13 protein-coding genes are annotated in these 16,041 nt (G+C 73.6%); 10 read left to right on the forward strand and 3 right to left on the reverse strand.

Annotated elements, in window-relative coordinates; all coding sequences use genetic code 11:
- Positions 1–155: 155 nt before the first annotated feature.
- Entirely contained in the window at positions 156–647 is a 492-nt protein-coding gene (locus tag LTT61_RS27960) for a hypothetical protein (RefSeq protein ID WP_233016989.1), read from the forward strand.
- 10 nt (positions 648–657) lie between these two features.
- Positions 658–1,614 carry an oxygenase MpaB family protein gene (locus LTT61_RS27965; protein ID WP_233016990.1) on the forward strand — a complete coding sequence of 319 codons (957 nt, stop codon included), beginning with the start codon at positions 658–660 and terminating at the stop codon, positions 1,612–1,614.
- On the opposite strand, the gene LTT61_RS27970 is transcribed toward LTT61_RS27965, so the two are convergent.
- The gene (locus tag LTT61_RS27970; protein ID WP_233016991.1) at positions 1,611–2,282 is read right to left on the reverse strand and encodes a TetR/AcrR family transcriptional regulator; all 672 of its coding nucleotides are present in this window, start codon (positions 2,280–2,282) and stop codon (positions 1,611–1,613) included. The genes LTT61_RS27965 and LTT61_RS27970 overlap by 4 nt on opposite strands.
- A gap of 145 nt (positions 2,283–2,427) precedes the next feature.
- Between LTT61_RS27970 and LTT61_RS27975 the strand changes: the two genes are divergently transcribed.
- On the forward strand, positions 2,428–3,411 hold the full coding sequence (locus tag LTT61_RS27975) for an oxygenase MpaB family protein (RefSeq protein ID WP_233016992.1): 984 nt from the start codon (positions 2,428–2,430) through the stop codon (positions 3,409–3,411).
- 315 nt (positions 3,412–3,726) lie between these two features.
- Here LTT61_RS27975 and LTT61_RS27980 read toward each other — a convergent pair whose 3' ends face one another.
- Entirely contained in the window at positions 3,727–4,872 is a 1,146-nt protein-coding gene (locus tag LTT61_RS27980; RefSeq protein WP_233016993.1) for an LLM class flavin-dependent oxidoreductase, read from the reverse strand.
- A 151-nt stretch (positions 4,873–5,023) separates the two neighbouring features.
- Here LTT61_RS27980 and LTT61_RS27985 point away from each other — a divergent pair, with 151 nt between their 5' ends.
- The 6 genes from LTT61_RS27985 (at position 5,024) to LTT61_RS28010 (ending at position 14,014) form a co-directional block, all read left to right on the forward strand.
- Entirely contained in the window at positions 5,024–6,517 is a 1,494-nt protein-coding gene (locus LTT61_RS27985; protein WP_233016994.1) for a flavin-containing monooxygenase, read from the forward strand.
- A 63-nt stretch (positions 6,518–6,580) separates the two neighbouring features.
- The gene (locus LTT61_RS27990) at positions 6,581–9,847 is read left to right on the forward strand and encodes an acetyl-CoA carboxylase family protein (RefSeq protein WP_233016995.1); all 3,267 of its coding nucleotides are present in this window, start codon (positions 6,581–6,583) and stop codon (positions 9,845–9,847) included.
- Between the two features lie 210 nt (positions 9,848–10,057).
- Positions 10,058–10,462, forward strand: a complete 405-nt coding sequence (locus LTT61_RS27995; RefSeq protein ID WP_233021236.1) for a YciI family protein — start codon at positions 10,058–10,060, stop codon at positions 10,460–10,462.
- Positions 10,462–11,688, forward strand: coding sequence for an RNA polymerase sigma factor (locus LTT61_RS28000; protein WP_233016996.1), 1,227 nt, complete (start codon positions 10,462–10,464; stop codon positions 11,686–11,688). The genes LTT61_RS27995 and LTT61_RS28000 overlap by 1 nt, the downstream gene beginning before the upstream one ends.
- A gap of 158 nt (positions 11,689–11,846) precedes the next feature.
- Positions 11,847–12,887, forward strand: a complete 1,041-nt coding sequence (locus LTT61_RS28005; RefSeq protein WP_233016997.1) for an AraC family transcriptional regulator — start codon at positions 11,847–11,849, stop codon at positions 12,885–12,887.
- Between the two features lie 101 nt (positions 12,888–12,988).
- Positions 12,989–14,014 (forward strand): PP2C family protein-serine/threonine phosphatase, encoded by a 1,026-nt coding sequence (locus LTT61_RS28010; RefSeq protein ID WP_233016998.1) that lies wholly within the window; start codon positions 12,989–12,991, stop codon positions 14,012–14,014.
- A gap of 109 nt (positions 14,015–14,123) precedes the next feature.
- Here LTT61_RS28010 and LTT61_RS28015 read toward each other — a convergent pair whose 3' ends face one another.
- Positions 14,124–15,638, reverse strand: a complete 1,515-nt coding sequence (locus LTT61_RS28015) for an FAD-dependent oxidoreductase (protein WP_233016999.1) — start codon at positions 15,636–15,638, stop codon at positions 14,124–14,126.
- 110 nt (positions 15,639–15,748) lie between these two features.
- On the opposite strand from LTT61_RS28015, the gene LTT61_RS28020 reads away from it, so the two are divergent.
- Positions 15,749–15,994 (forward strand): CsbD family protein, encoded by a 246-nt coding sequence (locus LTT61_RS28020; RefSeq protein WP_233017000.1) that lies wholly within the window; start codon positions 15,749–15,751, stop codon positions 15,992–15,994.
- Positions 15,995–16,041: the final 47 nt, after the last annotated feature.

Raw genomic sequence — 16,041 nt, forward strand, 5'->3', positions numbered from 1 at the left:
ACCCGGCCCGAGCCGACCCGCGCGACGCAGACACGAAGCGTGGGGAGTCCGGTGCGTCCGACACACGCACAACCACGTCGAGCGGCGCGGCAGCGCCAGGCGACATCAGCGCCGAGTCGGCAGCGACCCCGCGTCGACGAGTCCCGCTGAGCACAGTGCTGACGGCCATCGCCACCGCGGCGGCGATTGCCTTCGGAACCCTCTGGGCAACAGACGAATCCGCGCGAGAACTGGCAGATCTGCGAGCCACCCTCGCGACGGACTCCGAAGCGGAACAGGCCGCGTCCCGCTACGCCCTGAACGTCTCCGAGGTCCACCCCACCGACATCGAGAGCTGGCGCACCCAACTGCAGAAGGAGGTCAGCCAGGACCTCGCCCCGAAACTCTCGGCGGCAGTGGACGTCGTCGGCCCCTGGCTCACCCAGATGGAGTACACCTCCACCGCGAAAGTCCTGGCAGCCAAGGTGAGCGGCAGAGAGCAGAACCTCTACACGGTCCAGGTCTTCGTGGACATGACCTCGAAGAGCCGCCAAACCCCCGACGGCGTCACAGCCACCGCCGCCTACACCATCACCCTCGACCGCGACGCGAACTGGACCATCACCGACGTCGGCGGCGTCACCCCCGCACTACCCCGTGGAAAGTAGGAGAACGACCATGACCACAGCCGGTCCCCAGCAGAGCCCCGTCGCCTCGGTGACCCCGATCCACGACGACGACGAGATCGAACTGATCTCCCCGGACTCGCTGACCGCGGAGATGGTCGGCCACTGGACCTACCTCATGATGGAGGCCGCCGCCTTCGCCATGCAGGGGCTGCACCCCGTCATCCGCGACGTCACCGACAGGTACTCGGTCGCCCGCACCGACCCGATGGGCCGCGCGATCCGCTCGGTCGACTCGGTGCTGCGCTGGACCTACGGCGGCCAGGAGGCCATCGCCGAGGGCAGGCGGCTGCGCTCCCTGCACGAACCGCTGCGCATGCGCAACGCCGAGGGCAAGCAGATCAGCGCGCTGAATCCCGGTGCGTACCAGTGGGTCATCGCGACCGCCTACGCCACGACGGCGAAGGCGGGCCCGCTGCTGCTCGGCAGGCACTTCACCGCCGACGAACTGGACGGGCTGCTCGCCGACAACATCAAGATCGCGCGCATCCTGCAGGTGCCGATGAAGGGCTACCCGCAGACCCGCGCCGAGTTCGACACCTACTACGAGCACATGGTCACCGAGGTGCTGAACGCCACCGACCTGCAGCGCCGCGAATACGCCGAGCTCCGCACCGGCGATCTGGAGCAGCTGCGCAGGCTGCCCTTCCCGCTGAACCGGGTCGCCAGGGCCGCGCTCAGCCCGATGCTGCGCTTCAACTACCTGTCGCTGGCCGGGCTGCTCGACCCCCGGCTGCGCGACATGATGGGGCTGACCTGGAGCGACGAGGAGCAGCGCACGCTGGAGCGGATCTACGCGGTGATCCGCCTCGCCTACCGGGTGCTGCCCGAGCGGCTCACCTACTTCCCGATCGCCTACCACGCGCGCCAACACCACCGGGCGATCCAGAAGATGAAGGTGCGCGAGCTGAAGTCGGCCGCCTACAAGGTGCGGCCGAAGCAGGTCTAGCCGGCGCCGGGGTGCGGGAAGAGCAGCGGCGCGAGATACCGCCGGGCGAACTCCCGCGCCGCGTCCGCGTCGGAGAGCGGGAGCACCCCGTGCGGGTTGGAGATGATCGACATGGTGAGCCGGACGAAGAGCTCGGCCACCACGTGCGCGTCGAACCGGCCCAGCTCGCCGCGCTCCTGCCAATACTCGATGTACTGCGCGAACAGCACCCGCCCCTGCTCGATGAACTCGTCGCCGGTGAGGAAGTCGGCGAGCTCACCCGCCGCCGAGGAAACCCGCAGGCTGCGGGTGAGCAGCCGGGGCGCCGTCGCCTCGGTGACGTAGGCGGCGAAGATCTCGGCCAGCCCGCTCACCGGGCCCGCGGAATCCCGCAGCGCCTGCACCACGATCACCCCGACCCGCTGCGACTCCGCCATCAGCGCGTACCTGACCAGCGCGGACTTCGTGCCGAAGCGCCGGTAGACGGTGGCGACGCCGACCCCGGCGCCCTCGGCGATCCGCACCATCGTCGTCTCCTCGAAGCCGACCTCGGCGAAGCAGTCGCGCGCGGCGTCCACGATGCGCCGCGACTTCGGGTCCAGCGCGGAGAGCGCGGCCCAGGAGCGGGCCACGGCGGCGAGCGCCGCCTCGTCCTCGTCGGTGACCGGGACCTCCGGGCTGGCCTTCATCGCCGGAAGCCTACCGGCCGGGCAGGCTCCGGCGGCGCGACCACGATGAGACGGTCTGCCCACCAGCTTCTCACAGTGATAGTCTGAAGGCGTTGAACTATCACACGGTGCCGTACGCGGCCCAGGATCGCCGACGGGGGATTCCATGACGACGAACGCAACGGTGCCCGTTGTCCGGGGCGGCGGGAGCGCGCCATCGGCGCCCCTGGTCCGCCCGGAGATGCTGGCCGAGTTCCGCAAGCACACCGGCAGCGTGCTCTCCGGCGTCTTCGGCGGCGCCGCATTCGACCAGGTGGCGCTGGTGCCGGTCGCCGCCGCGGTCGACCGCACCGGCCGGTTCGCCGAGAACTTCCTCGATCGCGGGATGCGCAGCGGCCTCTCGGCGCTGCTCTCCTTCTGGGGCGACCCGGTCGACCGGCAGGCCGAGGCGGACTGGCTCAAGGAGCGGCACCGCGACGTGCGCGGCCGGGGCCAGGGCGACTACGCCGACACCCGGTACAGCGCGCTCAACCCGCAGACCTGGATCTGGGTCGGGATCAGCGGAATGTTCCTCTCGCTCAACACCTTCACCCCGTGCACCGGGCACGTGCTGCGGCCCGCGGAGCAGGAGGCCGCCTACCAGCTCGTGCGGGAGAGTTTCCGCGGGCTGGAGCTGGCCGCGGCCGGCGGCAAGCTGCCGCCCGACCTGGCCTCGGCCGAGCAGTACTACGAGCACATGGTCGAGCACGAGCTGGCGGCCAGCCCGTTCCTGGTGCGGCAGTTCGCCGGGCTGACCAGGCTGCCGCTGCCGACGCTCGGGATCTCGCCCGCCGCGCGCGCCGCGCTCACCCCGCTCTGGCTGCTGGCCCGGCCGCTGGTCGGGCACGTGATCCAGGTGTGCTCGGCGCAGGTCATGCACCCCGAGGTGCGGCGCATGGTCGGCTTCGAGCTGCTGCCGACCCACGACCGGGAGTTCGCGCTCTACCGCTGGGTGCTGCGCACCGCGTGGCGCCTCCTGCCCGACCGCTCCAAGCTGGTCCCGCTCGCCTACAACCGGTTGCAGTACGAGAAGCTCGTCGCCGTGCACCGGCGGTACGCCCTCGATTCCTTCGCGCCGCCGCCGGAACGCTCCGGCGGGTGCCCGATGTAGCGATAGTGAGGCTCGTGATGTCTATCAAACCGCCCGGGGAGCGCGGGGCGGCGCAGCCCGGTATGCCGGGCCGCATCACCTCCACCGCCGCCGCGGCCCGCCGCTTCAGCGGCCTCGACGGCGAACAGGCCGCACTCGACGAGGGCGCCTCGGCCGCACCTGGGGCTACCCCCGCGCCGCCCGCTTCGCCACCGTCGTCGCCGTCACCGACGGACTCGATCGCGTGCTCCCCGAACGCATCCGCTACCCGCTCTCGTCCCGCACGGAACGAACTACCTGAACCCGGCGAACTCGGGGTTGTGGTCCGCGCGTGGGTCAGCTGCTCGCCGCGCCGGCGAACGGCGTCCCCCCGGCCACCCCGACCGGCCGATTCGGATGCCGCCACAACCCTTTTCGCTCGAGCACCGGCAGCACCCCCTCGCCGAACCAGTACGCCTCCTCGAGGTGCGGATACCCGGAGAGGATGAAGTGGTCGATGCCGAGCGCGGCGTACTCCGCGAGCCGCTCGGCGACCTCCTCGTGCGAGCCGACGAGGGCGGTCCCGGCGCCGCCGCGGACCAGTCCGACGCCGGCCCAGAGGTTGGGCGCGATCTCCAGCCGGTCACTGCTGCCGCCGTGCAGCTCGAGCATCCGCCGCTGCCCCTCGGACTCGCTGCGGCGCAGGTTCGCCTGCACCCGCTCGATATCGGCGGGATCGATCCCGGCGAGCAGCCGATCGGCTTCGGCCCAGGCGGCTTCGGCGGTGTCCCGGCTGATGACGTGGATGCGCAACCCGAAGTCGAGGACCCGGTTCTCGGCGGCGGCGAGCCCGCGGATCCAGTCGAGCTTGGCGGCGACCGCGGCCGGTGGCTCACCCCAGGTCAAGTAGGTGTCGGAGTAGCGGGCGGCGATCGGCCCCGCGGGCTGGGAGGAGCCGCCGAAGAAGACGGGTGGGAGGGGGTCGGGGCGGTTGGCGAGCAGGGCGCCCTCGACGCGGAGGTGTTCGCCGGTGAAGGTGAGCGGCTCGGTGCCGGTCCAGAGCGAGCGCACGATGTGCAGGAACTCGCCGGTGCGGGCGTAGCGCTGCTCCTTGTCCAGGAAGTCGCCGTAGGCGCGCTGCTCGTGCTGCTCACCGCCGGTGACGACGTTGAGCAGCAGCCGCCCCTCGGAGTGCCGCTGGAAGGTGGCCGACATCTGCGCGGCCAGCGTCGGGCTGACCAGCCCGGGGCGGAAGGCGACCAGGAACTTCAGCGTGCGGGTGGTCTCGACCAGCATGGCGGTGGTGAGCCAGGCGTCCTCGCACCAGGCGCCGGTGGGGGTGAGCACCGCCTCGAAGCCGTTGTCCTCGGCGGCGGCGCCGATCTGGTTGAGGTAGCGCAGGCTGGCGGGCCGGTCACCGGACATGAAGGTGCCGTGGCCGCCCGCGACGAGGCCGCGGGAGTCGCCGTAGGTCGGCAGGAACCAGTGGAAGGACAGGCTCATGGGTTGCAGTCTCGCCGGGGGCGCGGCGCGGGCGCACGGGTTGCGCTCAGCGGGGTTTTTTCGAAACCGAGCTAGACGTAACTCTGAATAACACGTACCCTCGGTCACCAGCACCCGGCCGAGGGAGTTCGGGGCGGATGGAGCGGAACGCATGACGCGACACGTCGATGTCCTGATCGTCGGCGCCGGGCTCTCCGGCATCGGGGTGGCGAGCCACCTGGTGCGCGAGGGCGCCGGCCGCAGCTTCCTGATCCTGGAGCGGCGCGCCGCCATCGGCGGCACCTGGGACCTCTTCCGGTACCCGGGCATCCGCTCGGACTCGGACATGTACACCTTCGGCTACGGCTTCCGCCCCTGGAACGGCACCAAGGTGCTGGCCGACGGCCCGAACATCCGCAGCTACATCTCCGACACCGCGCGCGAGCACGGCATCACCGAGCACATCCGGTTCGGCCGCAAGGTGGTGGCGGCGCGCTGGTCGAGCGCGGAGGCGCGCTGGACGGTCGAGGCGGTGGACGAGGCGACCGGCGCGGTCGAGGTCGTCACCGCGAACTTCCTGGCAGGAGCCACCGGCTACTACGACTACGACCGCGGCTTCCGCCCGCACCTCCCCGGCGAGGAGCAGTTCACCGGCCGCTTCGTGCACCCGCAGCACTGGCCCGACGACCTCGACGTGGCGGGCAAGCGGGTGGTGGTGATCGGCAGCGGCGCCACCGCCATCACGCTGGTGCCCGCGCTGGCCGCGCGCGGCGCCCGGGTGACCATGCTGCAGCGCTCGCCCACCTACATCACCGCGCTGCCCGCCGACGACCCGGTCGCGGTCGCGCTGAAGAAGGCCAGGGTGCCGGATCGGATCGCCTACCGGGCCGGGCGGGCCCGCAATATCGCGCTGCAGCGCGCGAGCTACCAGCTCTCCCGCCGCAGCCCGGCGCTGGCGAAGAAACTGCTGCTCACGGCGGTGCGCGCGCAGGTAGGCAAGGACCTGGACATGCGGCACTTCACGCCGAACTACGACCCGTGGGACCAGCGGCTCTGCGTGGTCCCGAACGGCGACCTGTTCCGCGTGCTGCGCAGCGGCGAAGCCGAGATCGTCACCGACCGGATCGAGACCTTCACCCCGACCGGGATCCGGCTCGCCTCCGGCGCGGAGCTCGCGGCCGACATCGTGGTCACCGCGACCGGGCTCACCGTGCAGATGCTCGGCGGCGCCGCGCTCGAGGTGGACGGCGAGCCGGTGGTGGTGCGCGACCGCGTGGTCTACAAGGGCGCCATGCTGGACGGGGTGCCGAACTTCCTCATGGTGCTCGGCTACACCAACGCCTCCTGGACGCTCAAGGCCGACCTGGCCGCCGAGTACTTCTGCCGCGTGCTCGGCCACATGGACGAGCACGGCTACCGGACCGTGGTCCCGGTGGCGCGCGCGGGCGACCGCTCGCCGCACTCGATCATGGGCGCCGCGCTGACCTCCGGCTACATCGCGCGCGGCGACGCGGTGATGCCGCGGCAGGGCACGCGGGGGCCGTGGAAGGTGATCAACGACTACTTCCGGGATCGGGCGTTCCTGCGCACCGGGCCGGTGGACGACGGGGTGCTGGAGTTCAGCCGGGTGCAGTCGGTGCGCCGCGCGAAGGCGCCGGTGAGCTGAGCCGGGCCCGCGCCGACGAGGGGTCGGTGCGGGTGCCCGCGTCTCCCGTTACACACTGTCCGCATGCGCGTGGTGGTGGCGAACAGGGGCGAAATCGCGGTCCGGATCCTGCGGACCGCGCGGGACCGGGGCTACGAGACCGTGGTGCTGCACACCGCGGCGGAGCGCGGCGGGCTGCCGGTGCGGCTGGCGGACCGTGCGGTCGAGCTGCCGGGGAGCGGGGCCGCCGGGTACCTGGACATCGCCGCGGTGACCGCGGCCGCGGCTACCGCGGGGCCGGGGGCGCTGGTGCACCCGGGGTACGGATTCCTCAGTGAGAACGCCGAATTCGCGGCCTCCTGCGCGGCGGCGGGGCTGACCTTCGTCGGCCCGGCGCCCGCCGCGCTGCGCACCTTCGGGGCCAAGCCCGCGGCGCGTGCTGCCGCCGCGGCGGCCGGGGTTCCGGTGGTGCCCGCCACCGAGGCCGGGGCCGACGTAGATGCGGTGGCACGGTTCCTGGCGGGGCACCCCGATGGCGTGATGCTCAAGGCGGTCGCCGGGGGTGGCGGCCGCGGGATGCGGGTGGTGCGCGCGGCCGACGAGATCGCCGAGGCGTACGCGCGGTGCGCGGCCGAGGCGGCGGCGGGGTTCGGCGACGGCACGCTCTACGCGGAGGCGCTGCTGAGCGCGGTGCGGCACATCGAGGTGCAGGTGGTCGGCGACGGTGCGCGGGCCGTCGCGCTGGGGGAGCGGGACTGTTCGGTGCAGCGGCAGCGGCAGAAGCTGGTCGAGATGGCGCCCGCCGTACTGCCCGACGGGCTGCGGGCCCGGCTGCACGCCGCCGCGGTGCGGGTGGCGGCGGGGTGCCGGGGTGTGCTCACCGTCGAGTTCCTGGTGGCGGGGGCGGAGTACTACTTCCTCGAGGTGAATCCGCGGCTGCAGGTGGAGCACACCGTCACCGAGGAGGTGTTCGGGGTGGACCTGGTCGGGGTGCAGTTCGACCTGGCGCTCGGGGCGGAGCTGGACAAGCTGGAGTTGCCGGAGCGGGGGCGCGGGTTCGCGGTGCAGGCGCGGGTCAACGCGGAGTGGATCACCGCGGCCGGGGCGGTGCTGCCCGGAACCGGGGTGCTGGAGCAGTTCGCGCCGCCGACCGGCGCCGGGGTCAGGGTGGATACCGCCGCCGGGCCGGGGCAGCGGGTGGCGGCCACCTTCGACCCCCTGCTCGCGAAGGTGATCGCGCGCGGGGCGACCAGGGACGCGGCACTGCGGCGCTGCGCCGACGCGCTCGGCGAGACGGTGATCGCCGGGCCGGAGACGAACCTCGCGCTGCTGGGCGCCGTCCTCGCCCGGCTCGCCGGGGTCGAGCCGGTGGACACCGGGTGGTTCGAGCGGAATCTCGCCGCGCTGCTCGCCGAAGCGGGGGAGCGCGAGCAATCGCGCACGGCCGCGGCGTCCGGCAACGCCGGAACCTCCGGTGCGGTGGCCGCGATCAGCGGCGCCGCGTGCGACGGCGCCGCGTGCGACGGCGGTGCGGGCGGCTCGACCGCGCGCGGGGAAGGGCCGGACGCGCCGGGGACGGCACCCGGCGACGACACCCCGACCCTCCGTTCCCCGATGGGCGGCACCGTCGTCTCCCTCCCCGATCCTGGCACCATCGTCCCGCCCGGCGGCGAGCTCGCGGTGCTCGAGGCGATGAAGATGCAGCACGTCCTGCGCGCCGAGACCGCCGTGCGGATCACCGAGCTGCGCACCGCGCCGGGCGCGGTGGTCGACCGGGGAACCCCGCTGCTCACCTGGGCCCCCGAGTCCACCGTCGACCACCACACCGAGACCGCCGAACTCGACCTCGACACCATCCGCCCCGACCTCGCCGATGTCCGGGCCAGACAGCACCGCACCACCGACGCCGCCCGCCCGGACGCCGTCGCCAAGCGCCGCGGGCTGAACCGCCGCACCGCCCGCGAGAACCTCGCCGACCTGGTCGACCCGGACAGCTTCGTCGAGTACGGCGCCCTCGCCGTCGCCGCCCAGCGCCTCCGCCGCAGCGCCGATGAGCTCATCGCGAACACCCCGGCCGACGGCCTGATCGCCGGCCTCGCCACCGTCAACGCCGACCGCTACGGCGCCGAGCGCACCGCGGCGGTGGTGCTCTCCTACGACTACACCGTGCTCGCGGGCACCCAGGGCATGCGCAACCACGCCAAGACCGACCGCATGCTGCACCTGGCCGCCGAGCGGAACCTGCCGGTGGTCTTCTTCACCGAGGGCGGCGGCGGCAGGCCGGGCGACACCGACCACGGCGGCATCTCCGGCCTCGACGTCACCACCTTCCACGCCATGGGCGCGCTCTCCGGGAAGGTGCCGCTGGTCGGCATCGTCTCCGGCCGCTGCTTCGCGGGCAACGCCGCGCTGCTCGGCATGTGCGACGTGGTGATCGCGACCCCGGACGCCAATATCGGCATGGGCGGCCCGGCCATGATCGAGGGCGGCGGGCTCGGGGTGTTCACCCCGGAGGAGATCGGGCCGGTCTCGGTGCAGCGCCGCAACGGGGTGGTGCACCTGGTCGCCACCGACGAGGCCGGCGCGGTGCGGCTGGCGCGGCGCTACCTGGCCTACTTCCAGGGCGCCGACGCCGAGTGGGCGGCGCCGGACCCGCGGCTCGCCCGGCACGTGGTGCCGGAGAACCGGCTGCGCGCCTTCGACATCCGCGCGGCACTGGATTCGGTGGCCGATGTCGGCTCGGTGCTTGAGCTGCGCCGGGACTGGGCGCCCGGCGTGGTCACCGCGCTCGCCCGGTTCGATGGCGTCCCCTTCGGTGTGATCGCCAACGACTGCACGCACCTCGGCGGCGCCATCGACGCGCCGGAGGCGGACAAGCTCTCGATGTTCCTGCGGCTGTGCCAGGCGCACCGGCTGCCGATCGTCTCGCTCTGCGACACGCCCGGCTTCATGGTCGGGCCGGAGGCGGAGAAGCAGGCGACCGTCACCCGGTTCAGCAGGCTGTTCGTCGACGCCGCCGCGCTCACCGTCCCGTTCGGCACCGTCATCGTGCGCAAGGGGTACGGGCTGGGGGCGCAGGCGATGGCGGCGGGGTCGTTCCGCTCGCCGCGGTTCGTGATCGCCTGGCCGACCGGCGAGATCGGCGGCATGGGGCTGGAGGGCGCGGTCCGCCTCGGCTTCGCCAAGGAGCTGGCCGCGCTCGCGGACCCCGAGCAGCGCCGCCAGGCGTACGAGAACCTGGTCGCCGCCGCCTACGAGCACGGCAAGGCGCTCACCGCGGCCACCGTCTTGGAACTGGACGACGTCATCGACCCCGCCGACACCCGCCGCTGGATCCGCACCCTGCGCTGACCGCCGACCGGTGCCGGGACCGCGGCCGAAACCCGGCATGGAGGCCCCGGGCGGCGTCCGCACGCCCGCGCCGCCGACACCCGGCCGCGGCTCCGCGCCGGGTGCGGAAAATTCTGCCAGGGTTGTCCGTGTGCGGGGATCGGCTCCGACGTCCCTGACGAGGCGGCACCACCGGGGCGCCGCACGATCGAGGAGAACGCCGTGAAGTACATGATCCTGAGCTACGCCTCGCAGCGCGACTACGACGAGATGGTCGGCAGGAGCGACGGCGCCGCGCCCGAGTGGTCACCGGAGGATTTCGCGAACATGGCCCAGTTCATGGGCGCCTTCAACGAGAAGCTGGCCGCATCCGGCGAGCTGGTGGAGACCCGCGGCCTGCTCGACCCGGCCCGCACCAGGCGGGTCGCGGCCGGGCCGAGCCCGGTGGTCACCGACGGCCCGTACGCGGAGACCGAGGAGGTGCTGGCCGGGTACTGGATCGTCGAGTGCGCGAGCTTCGACCGCGCCACCGCCATCGCCGCCGAGCTGAACGACTGCCCCGCGCCCGAGGCAGCGCGGGCCCGCGCCTACGCCGATGTCAGGCCGATCGCGGAAGACCACGCCGACCTCGGCTGATGTCCGTTCCGGAACCGGTGGGTGACCTGCTGCGCCGATGCGCGCCGCAGGTCCTCACCGCCCTGGTCCGCCGCTACGGCCACTTCGACGCCGCCGAGGACGCGGTGCAGGAGGCGCTGCTCGCCGCCGTCGTCGCCTGGCCGGAGTCCGGGGTGCCGGACGACCCGCGCGCCTGGCTCGTCGCGGTCGCCGCGCGCAAACTCATCGACGCCATGCGCAGCGACTCCGCCAGGGCGCGGCGCGAGGAGCTGCTCTCGCTCCGGACCGGGGCCGCGGCCGCGCAGGCGGTGCGCGACACCGACGACACCATCGAGCTGCTCTTCCTCTGCTGCCACCCGGCGCTCACCCCGGCCGACCGGATCGCGCTCACCCTGCGCGCCGTCGGCGGCCTCACCACCGCCGAGATCGCCCGCGCCTTCCTGGTCGCCGAGGCGACCATGGGCAAGCGCATCACCAGGGCCAAGCGAAAGATCGCCGGGATCGGCCTCGCCCCGCTCACCCCGGCCGAGCAGCCGGAGCGGCTCGCGGCGGTGCTGCACGTGCTCTACCTGATCTTCACCGAGGGGTACGCCGCCACCGCGGGCCCCGCGCTGCACCGCGCCGAGCTGAGCGCCGAGGCGATCCGGCTGGCCCGGCTGCTGCACCGCCTGCTGCCGGACGAGGCCGAGGTCACCGGGGTGCTCGCGCTCATGCTGCTCACCGACGCCAGGCGCGCCGCCCGCACCGGCCCCGGCGGCGAGCCGGTGCCGATGGCCGAGCAGGACCGCACCCGCTGGGACGCCGCCGCCATCGCCGAGGGCACCGCGCTGATCACCGCCGCGCTGCCGACCGGCGTCCCCGGCCCCTACCAGCTGCAGGCCGCCATCGCGGCGCTGCACGACGAGGCGCCGAGCGACGCCGCCACCGACTGGCCGCAGATCGAGCTGCTCTACCGCGAGCTGCGCGCCAGGGCGGACAATCCGGTCACCGCGCTGAACCACGCCGTCGCCGTCGCCATGGCGCGCGGCCCCGCGGCGGCGCTCCCGCTGGTGCTCGCCTGCGCGGCCGATCCGCGGTTGCGCGGCGATCATCGCCCGGACACGGTATTGGGCCATCTCTACGAGCGGCTGGGCCGCCGCGCGGAGGCCCGCGCGGCCTTCCGCCGGGCGGCCGCGCTGGCCCGCACCCTGCCCCGTGAACGATACCTGCTGGCCCGGGCCGCGCGGCTGGCCGAATCGGGCGAATAGGACCCGAAACGCCCGGAAATCCGGGACCGGGTACCTATCGGCATCCGCTGCGGTTATGGCCTGTCACAGACATGGCTCCGACGTCTATCGGGGCCCTTCCCGCCGTTGATACATTGCGCCAACCCATCGACCACACGGCATCATCGAGGACGCGACTTATGCTCGAACCGGTTAATTTCCGCGGCACCACCAGCGTGCAGGTGCTCATCCGGTTGGCCGAGGAACGCGGTATGCCCGCGACCGAGACCCTGGAAGGCACCGGCCTGCGCCCGCTCGCGGCGCTGGAAGCCGCGACGCCGGTCTCGGTCGCGCACGAACTGCGGATCGTCGCCAACGTCGTCTCCCGCTTCGGCCGCGAGCCGGGGCTCGGCATCGAGGCGGCGCGGCGGCGCCGGGTGCCGCTCTTCGGGCCCTGGGGGCTCGCCCTGCTCGGCAGCCGCTCGCTGCGCGAGATCGTCGCGGTGACCAGGTACCTCGACCGCACGGTCAGCTCCACCGCGCTCAGCCTGGAGACCGACGAGCGCGAGGCGCGCATCGTCTTCGACCCGTCGATCACCTCGCCGGTGGTCCGCGCCTTCCTGGCCGAGCGCTACCTGGCCGGGGTGCCCGCGGTGAGCCGGGCGCTCTTCGACCACGTCATCCCGGTCCGCCGGGTGACCTTCCGGCACCCGGGCCCGCGCGACACCGTCCGCTACCGCCGCACCTTCGGCGTCGAGCCGGTCTTCGGCGCAGGCGCCGACTCGCTGGTCTTCGACCGCGCGCACCTGGACATGCCGCTGCCCCGCCCGCACGACTGGGCCCGCGGGCTCTGCGAGCAGCTCTGCCGCGAACTGCTGAACCGGCGCCGGGTGCGCACCGGCGTCGCGGGCACCGTCCGCGACCTGCTGATCCGCGACCCGGCGCGGCTACCGGACCAGACCGCGGTGGCGGGCGCGCTCTTCATGAGCCCGCGCACCCTCTCGCGCAGGCTGAACGAGGAGGGCACCTCCTTCCGGGCGCTGCTCGACGAGGTCCGCGAGGTGGTCGCCGACGAGCTGCTCGCGCACACCCCGATGACCACCGAGCACCTCGCCACCCGGCTCGGCTACTCCGAGGCCGCCTCCTTCATCCGCGCCTTCCGGCGCTGGAAGGGCTGCCCGCCGCAGGAGTTCCGGGCGCGGCTGGAGCGGCCGTCGCCGCGGCTCGCCGTCGCGGGCTGACCCGCCGGGGTCACCCCGGCCGGGAAGCCGCCCTGCGCGGCGCGGACCGGTTCCTGCCGTACTATCGCGAGCAACCGGCCGGGGAGACGAAGGAGGACGGTGTGGACCCTCGTCCACTGCCAGCTGAGGCAGCCGCGGATGTCGCGGGCACACCACCAGCCCCGCCCGCGCGCCGCAGGGTCGCGCTGCCGCCGGAGAACGCCCCGGCGGAGCCGGTGGAAGAGCTGGATTCCGACGGCAATCCGGTGCGCTCCGACGCCGACCGGTTCGCCGCCGACCTCGGCGCCGTCGCGGTGATCACCGACCGCGGCATCACGCACGCGCGCAACGACGACGCGGTCTCCGCCGCGGTGGTGGAGGATCCGGCCACCGGCCGCCCGCTCGCCACCGTGATCGTGGTGAGCGACGGCGTCTCCAGCTCCGACGACCCGCAGGCCGCCTCCGGCGCCGCGGTGCGGGCCGGGCTGGAGGCCACCGTCGCGGTGCTGGAGGCCGGTGGCTCGGCCGCCGAGGCGGTGCCCGCCGGGCTGGAGGCGGCCGCGGCCGCGGTGCGCGCCGTCGGCGTCGACGTGGAGAACGCGCCGTCCTGCACCTTCGTCTCCGCGGTCGTGCACGCCGACGGGCCGGACGCGGTGCTGATCACCGTCGCCAATGTCGGTGACAGCCGGGCGTATTGGCTGCGCGCCGGGGTCGCGCCGAACAGTGCCGCGGTCGCCACCCAGCCGGAGCTCACCATCGTCACCGACGGCGGCGCCGCGCACGCGGTGCCCTCGCAGCGGCTCACCGTCGACGACTCCTGGGCGCAGGCCCTGGTCGACGCGGGCGCCATGGACGAGCAGGCCGCCATGCGCGACCCGCGCGCGCACACCCTGCTGCGCTGGCTCGGCGCCGACACCTCGCCGAGGCCGTGGGCCGACGACTGCGTCCGCACGCTCCGCACCCGCGGGCCCGGGGTGCTGCTGCTCTGCAGTGACGGGCTCTGGAACTACATCTCCGAACCGGAGGCGCTGGCCGCGCCCGCCACCGGCGCCGCGCCCGCCGACGCGGCCCGCGAACTCGTCGAGTTCGCGCTGCGCTGCGGCGGAAACGACAACATCACCGTCGCCCTGGCACCCGTCGCGGGCTGAATCACGCGCCGCGGCCCGAGCGGTGGTCGCGGTCGCGAAGCCGCTTACGCGGTTCGCGGGTCGGAAGTGGTCACGCGCCGCGTTCAGGCGGTTCGCGGGCCGGGAGTGGTCAAACGTGTTCCGCCGGTGCGGGAGCGGGGGTGGGGAGCGGGGTCAGGTCGCTGGTGGCGGGCCCTTCGAGCAGGGTTCCGTCGGCGGCGAAGCGGGAACCGTGCAGCGGGCAGTCCCAGGACTTCTCGGCGTCGTTCCAGCGCACGATCCCGTAGAGGTGCGGGCAGACCGCCGAGACCCGGTGCGTCGCACCGCCGGTGGTGCAGACCGCGGCCGGCCGCACGCCCCGGTGCTCGATCCGCCCCTCGCCCTCGGCGACCGGCTGCTCCGACCCGCCGCGCAGCGTGCGCAGCCACCCGGCGGTCAGCTGCGCCCCGACCTCGACGTTCGCCTTCGCCGCCGCGGGCAGCGCCTTCACCTCGTCGAGCCGCCAGCTGTCCAGCGCCGCGGCCCATTCCGGCAGGCCGCCGGAGATCCGGCCCGCGATCGCCAGCGCGGCGGCGACCCCGTTGGTCAGCCCCCACTTGGCGTAGCCGGTGCCGGTCAGGATGCGGTTGTCGCCGGGGAGCAGCGGCCCGGCGTAGGGCAGCTCGCCGACCGGCATGTAGTCCTGGGCCGACCAGGTGTGCAGCGGCACCGCGCCGGGGTACCAGCGCTTGGTCCAGTCGATCAGATCGTCCACAGCGGCCTGCTCGGAGCCGGTCCGCCCGACCGGGTGGCCGTTGCCGCCGACCAGCAGCAGGTCGCCGCGCGCGCTCGGCGTGTACCGCAGCGAGCGGGTCGGCTGACCCGCGCTCAGGAACATATCCCTGGTGATCGGGCCGTCCACCGCGAAGGCCGCCAGGTAGGAGCGCTGCGCGGTGAGCCGGGCGAAGAAGCCGCCGCGATCCAGGATCGGGATGCCGGTGGCCAGCACCACGGTGCCCGCCACCACCGAGCCGTGCTCGGTCTCGACCACCGTCTCGCCGTCCGCCCGGTGCACCCCGCGCACCCTGGTGTTCTCGAAGATCGGCGCGGCGGCCGCCTCCACGTCCACCGCGAGCGCGGCGAGCAGCTCCATCGGGTCGAGCTGCACCTGCCCGGCCAGCCGGACCGCGGCGCGCGCCGGGAACGGGACGTCGGGGTCGTCGACCAGCTCGGTCGGCAGCCCCGCCGCCGTTGCGATGGTGTGCTCGGCGGTGACCATGTCGACCTCGGCGGCGGTCGGCGCGTAGGTGTGCGCGTCGCGGTGCTCGATCCCGACCCCGGCGCCCGCGGAGTACGCGGTGACCCAGTCCAGCGCCGCGGAATTGGCGGCGACGTACTGCCGCACCGTCTCCGGCGAGTGCTTGCGCGCGATCTGCTGCAGCCGGGTGCCCTGCAGCAGGCTCACCTTGCCGGTGGTGCCGCCCGTGGTGCCCGCGCCCACCCGGCCCGCCTCCAGCACCGCGACGCTCGCCCCGGAGCGGGCCAGCACCAGCGCGGTGACCAGGCCGGTGAGCCCGGCGCCGACCACCACCGTGTCGAAGCGCAGCCCGGGGGTCAGCCGGAGCCGGGCGGGCGTGCGGGTTTCCTGCAACCACAAGGACGTCATGGACGCGAGATAGCCGATGCGGCCGAATCCAATCGTCCTGATTCGGCTCGGCACACCCGGGTAAGCGATTCATGTCCGCGAAGTAGTCGATATGTCGGAGGTTGAGCTTCATGACCGAAAACAAGAGTGGACCCCGCGAGGGAATCGAGGGCGCCGTCGAAGGCGCCAAGGGTGCCGTCAAGGAGGCCGCGGGCTCCCTCGTCGGCCACAACGACCTGCGTGACGAGGGACGGGCCCAGCAGGACAAGGCCGACTCGCAGCGGGAAGCCGCCGAGAAGGAGGCCGCCGCCGAGAAGTCGCGCGCGGAGGCCGATCTCGACGAGCAGAAGCAGAAGGCGTATCAGCAGGGGCAGTAGGTCGCGCTGAACGTGCCGAGCGGGCGCCGGGTCGGACCCGGCGCCCG

The sequence above is a fragment of the Nocardia asteroides genome, assembly GCF_021183625.1.
Taxonomy (GTDB): Bacteria; Actinomycetota; Actinomycetes; order Mycobacteriales; family Mycobacteriaceae; genus Nocardia; species Nocardia asteroides_A.

Excerpts from the sequence above, each read along its gene's own strand:
- LTT61_RS27965 (WP_233016990.1), top strand. The coding sequence starts at position 658 with ATGACCACAGCCGGTCCCCAGCAGAGCCCCGTCGCCTCGGTGACCCCG.
- LTT61_RS27970 (WP_233016991.1), bottom strand. The coding sequence starts at position 2,282 with ATGAAGGCCAGCCCGGAGGTCCCGGTCACCGACGAGGACGAGGCGGCG.
- LTT61_RS27975 (WP_233016992.1), top strand. The coding sequence starts at position 2,428 with ATGACGACGAACGCAACGGTGCCCGTTGTCCGGGGCGGCGGGAGCGCG.
- LTT61_RS27980 (WP_233016993.1), bottom strand. The coding sequence starts at position 4,872 with ATGAGCCTGTCCTTCCACTGGTTCCTGCCGACCTACGGCGACTCCCGC.
- LTT61_RS27985 (WP_233016994.1), top strand. The coding sequence starts at position 5,024 with ATGACGCGACACGTCGATGTCCTGATCGTCGGCGCCGGGCTCTCCGGC.
- LTT61_RS27990 (WP_233016995.1), top strand. The coding sequence starts at position 6,581 with ATGCGCGTGGTGGTGGCGAACAGGGGCGAAATCGCGGTCCGGATCCTG.
- LTT61_RS27995 (WP_233021236.1), top strand. The coding sequence starts at position 10,058 with ATGATCCTGAGCTACGCCTCGCAGCGCGACTACGACGAGATGGTCGGC.
- LTT61_RS28000 (WP_233016996.1), top strand. The coding sequence starts at position 10,462 with ATGTCCGTTCCGGAACCGGTGGGTGACCTGCTGCGCCGATGCGCGCCG.
- LTT61_RS28005 (WP_233016997.1), top strand. The coding sequence starts at position 11,847 with ATGCTCGAACCGGTTAATTTCCGCGGCACCACCAGCGTGCAGGTGCTC.
- LTT61_RS28015 (WP_233016999.1), bottom strand. The coding sequence starts at position 15,638 with ATGACGTCCTTGTGGTTGCAGGAAACCCGCACGCCCGCCCGGCTCCGG.
- LTT61_RS28020 (WP_233017000.1), top strand. The coding sequence starts at position 15,749 with ATGACCGAAAACAAGAGTGGACCCCGCGAGGGAATCGAGGGCGCCGTC.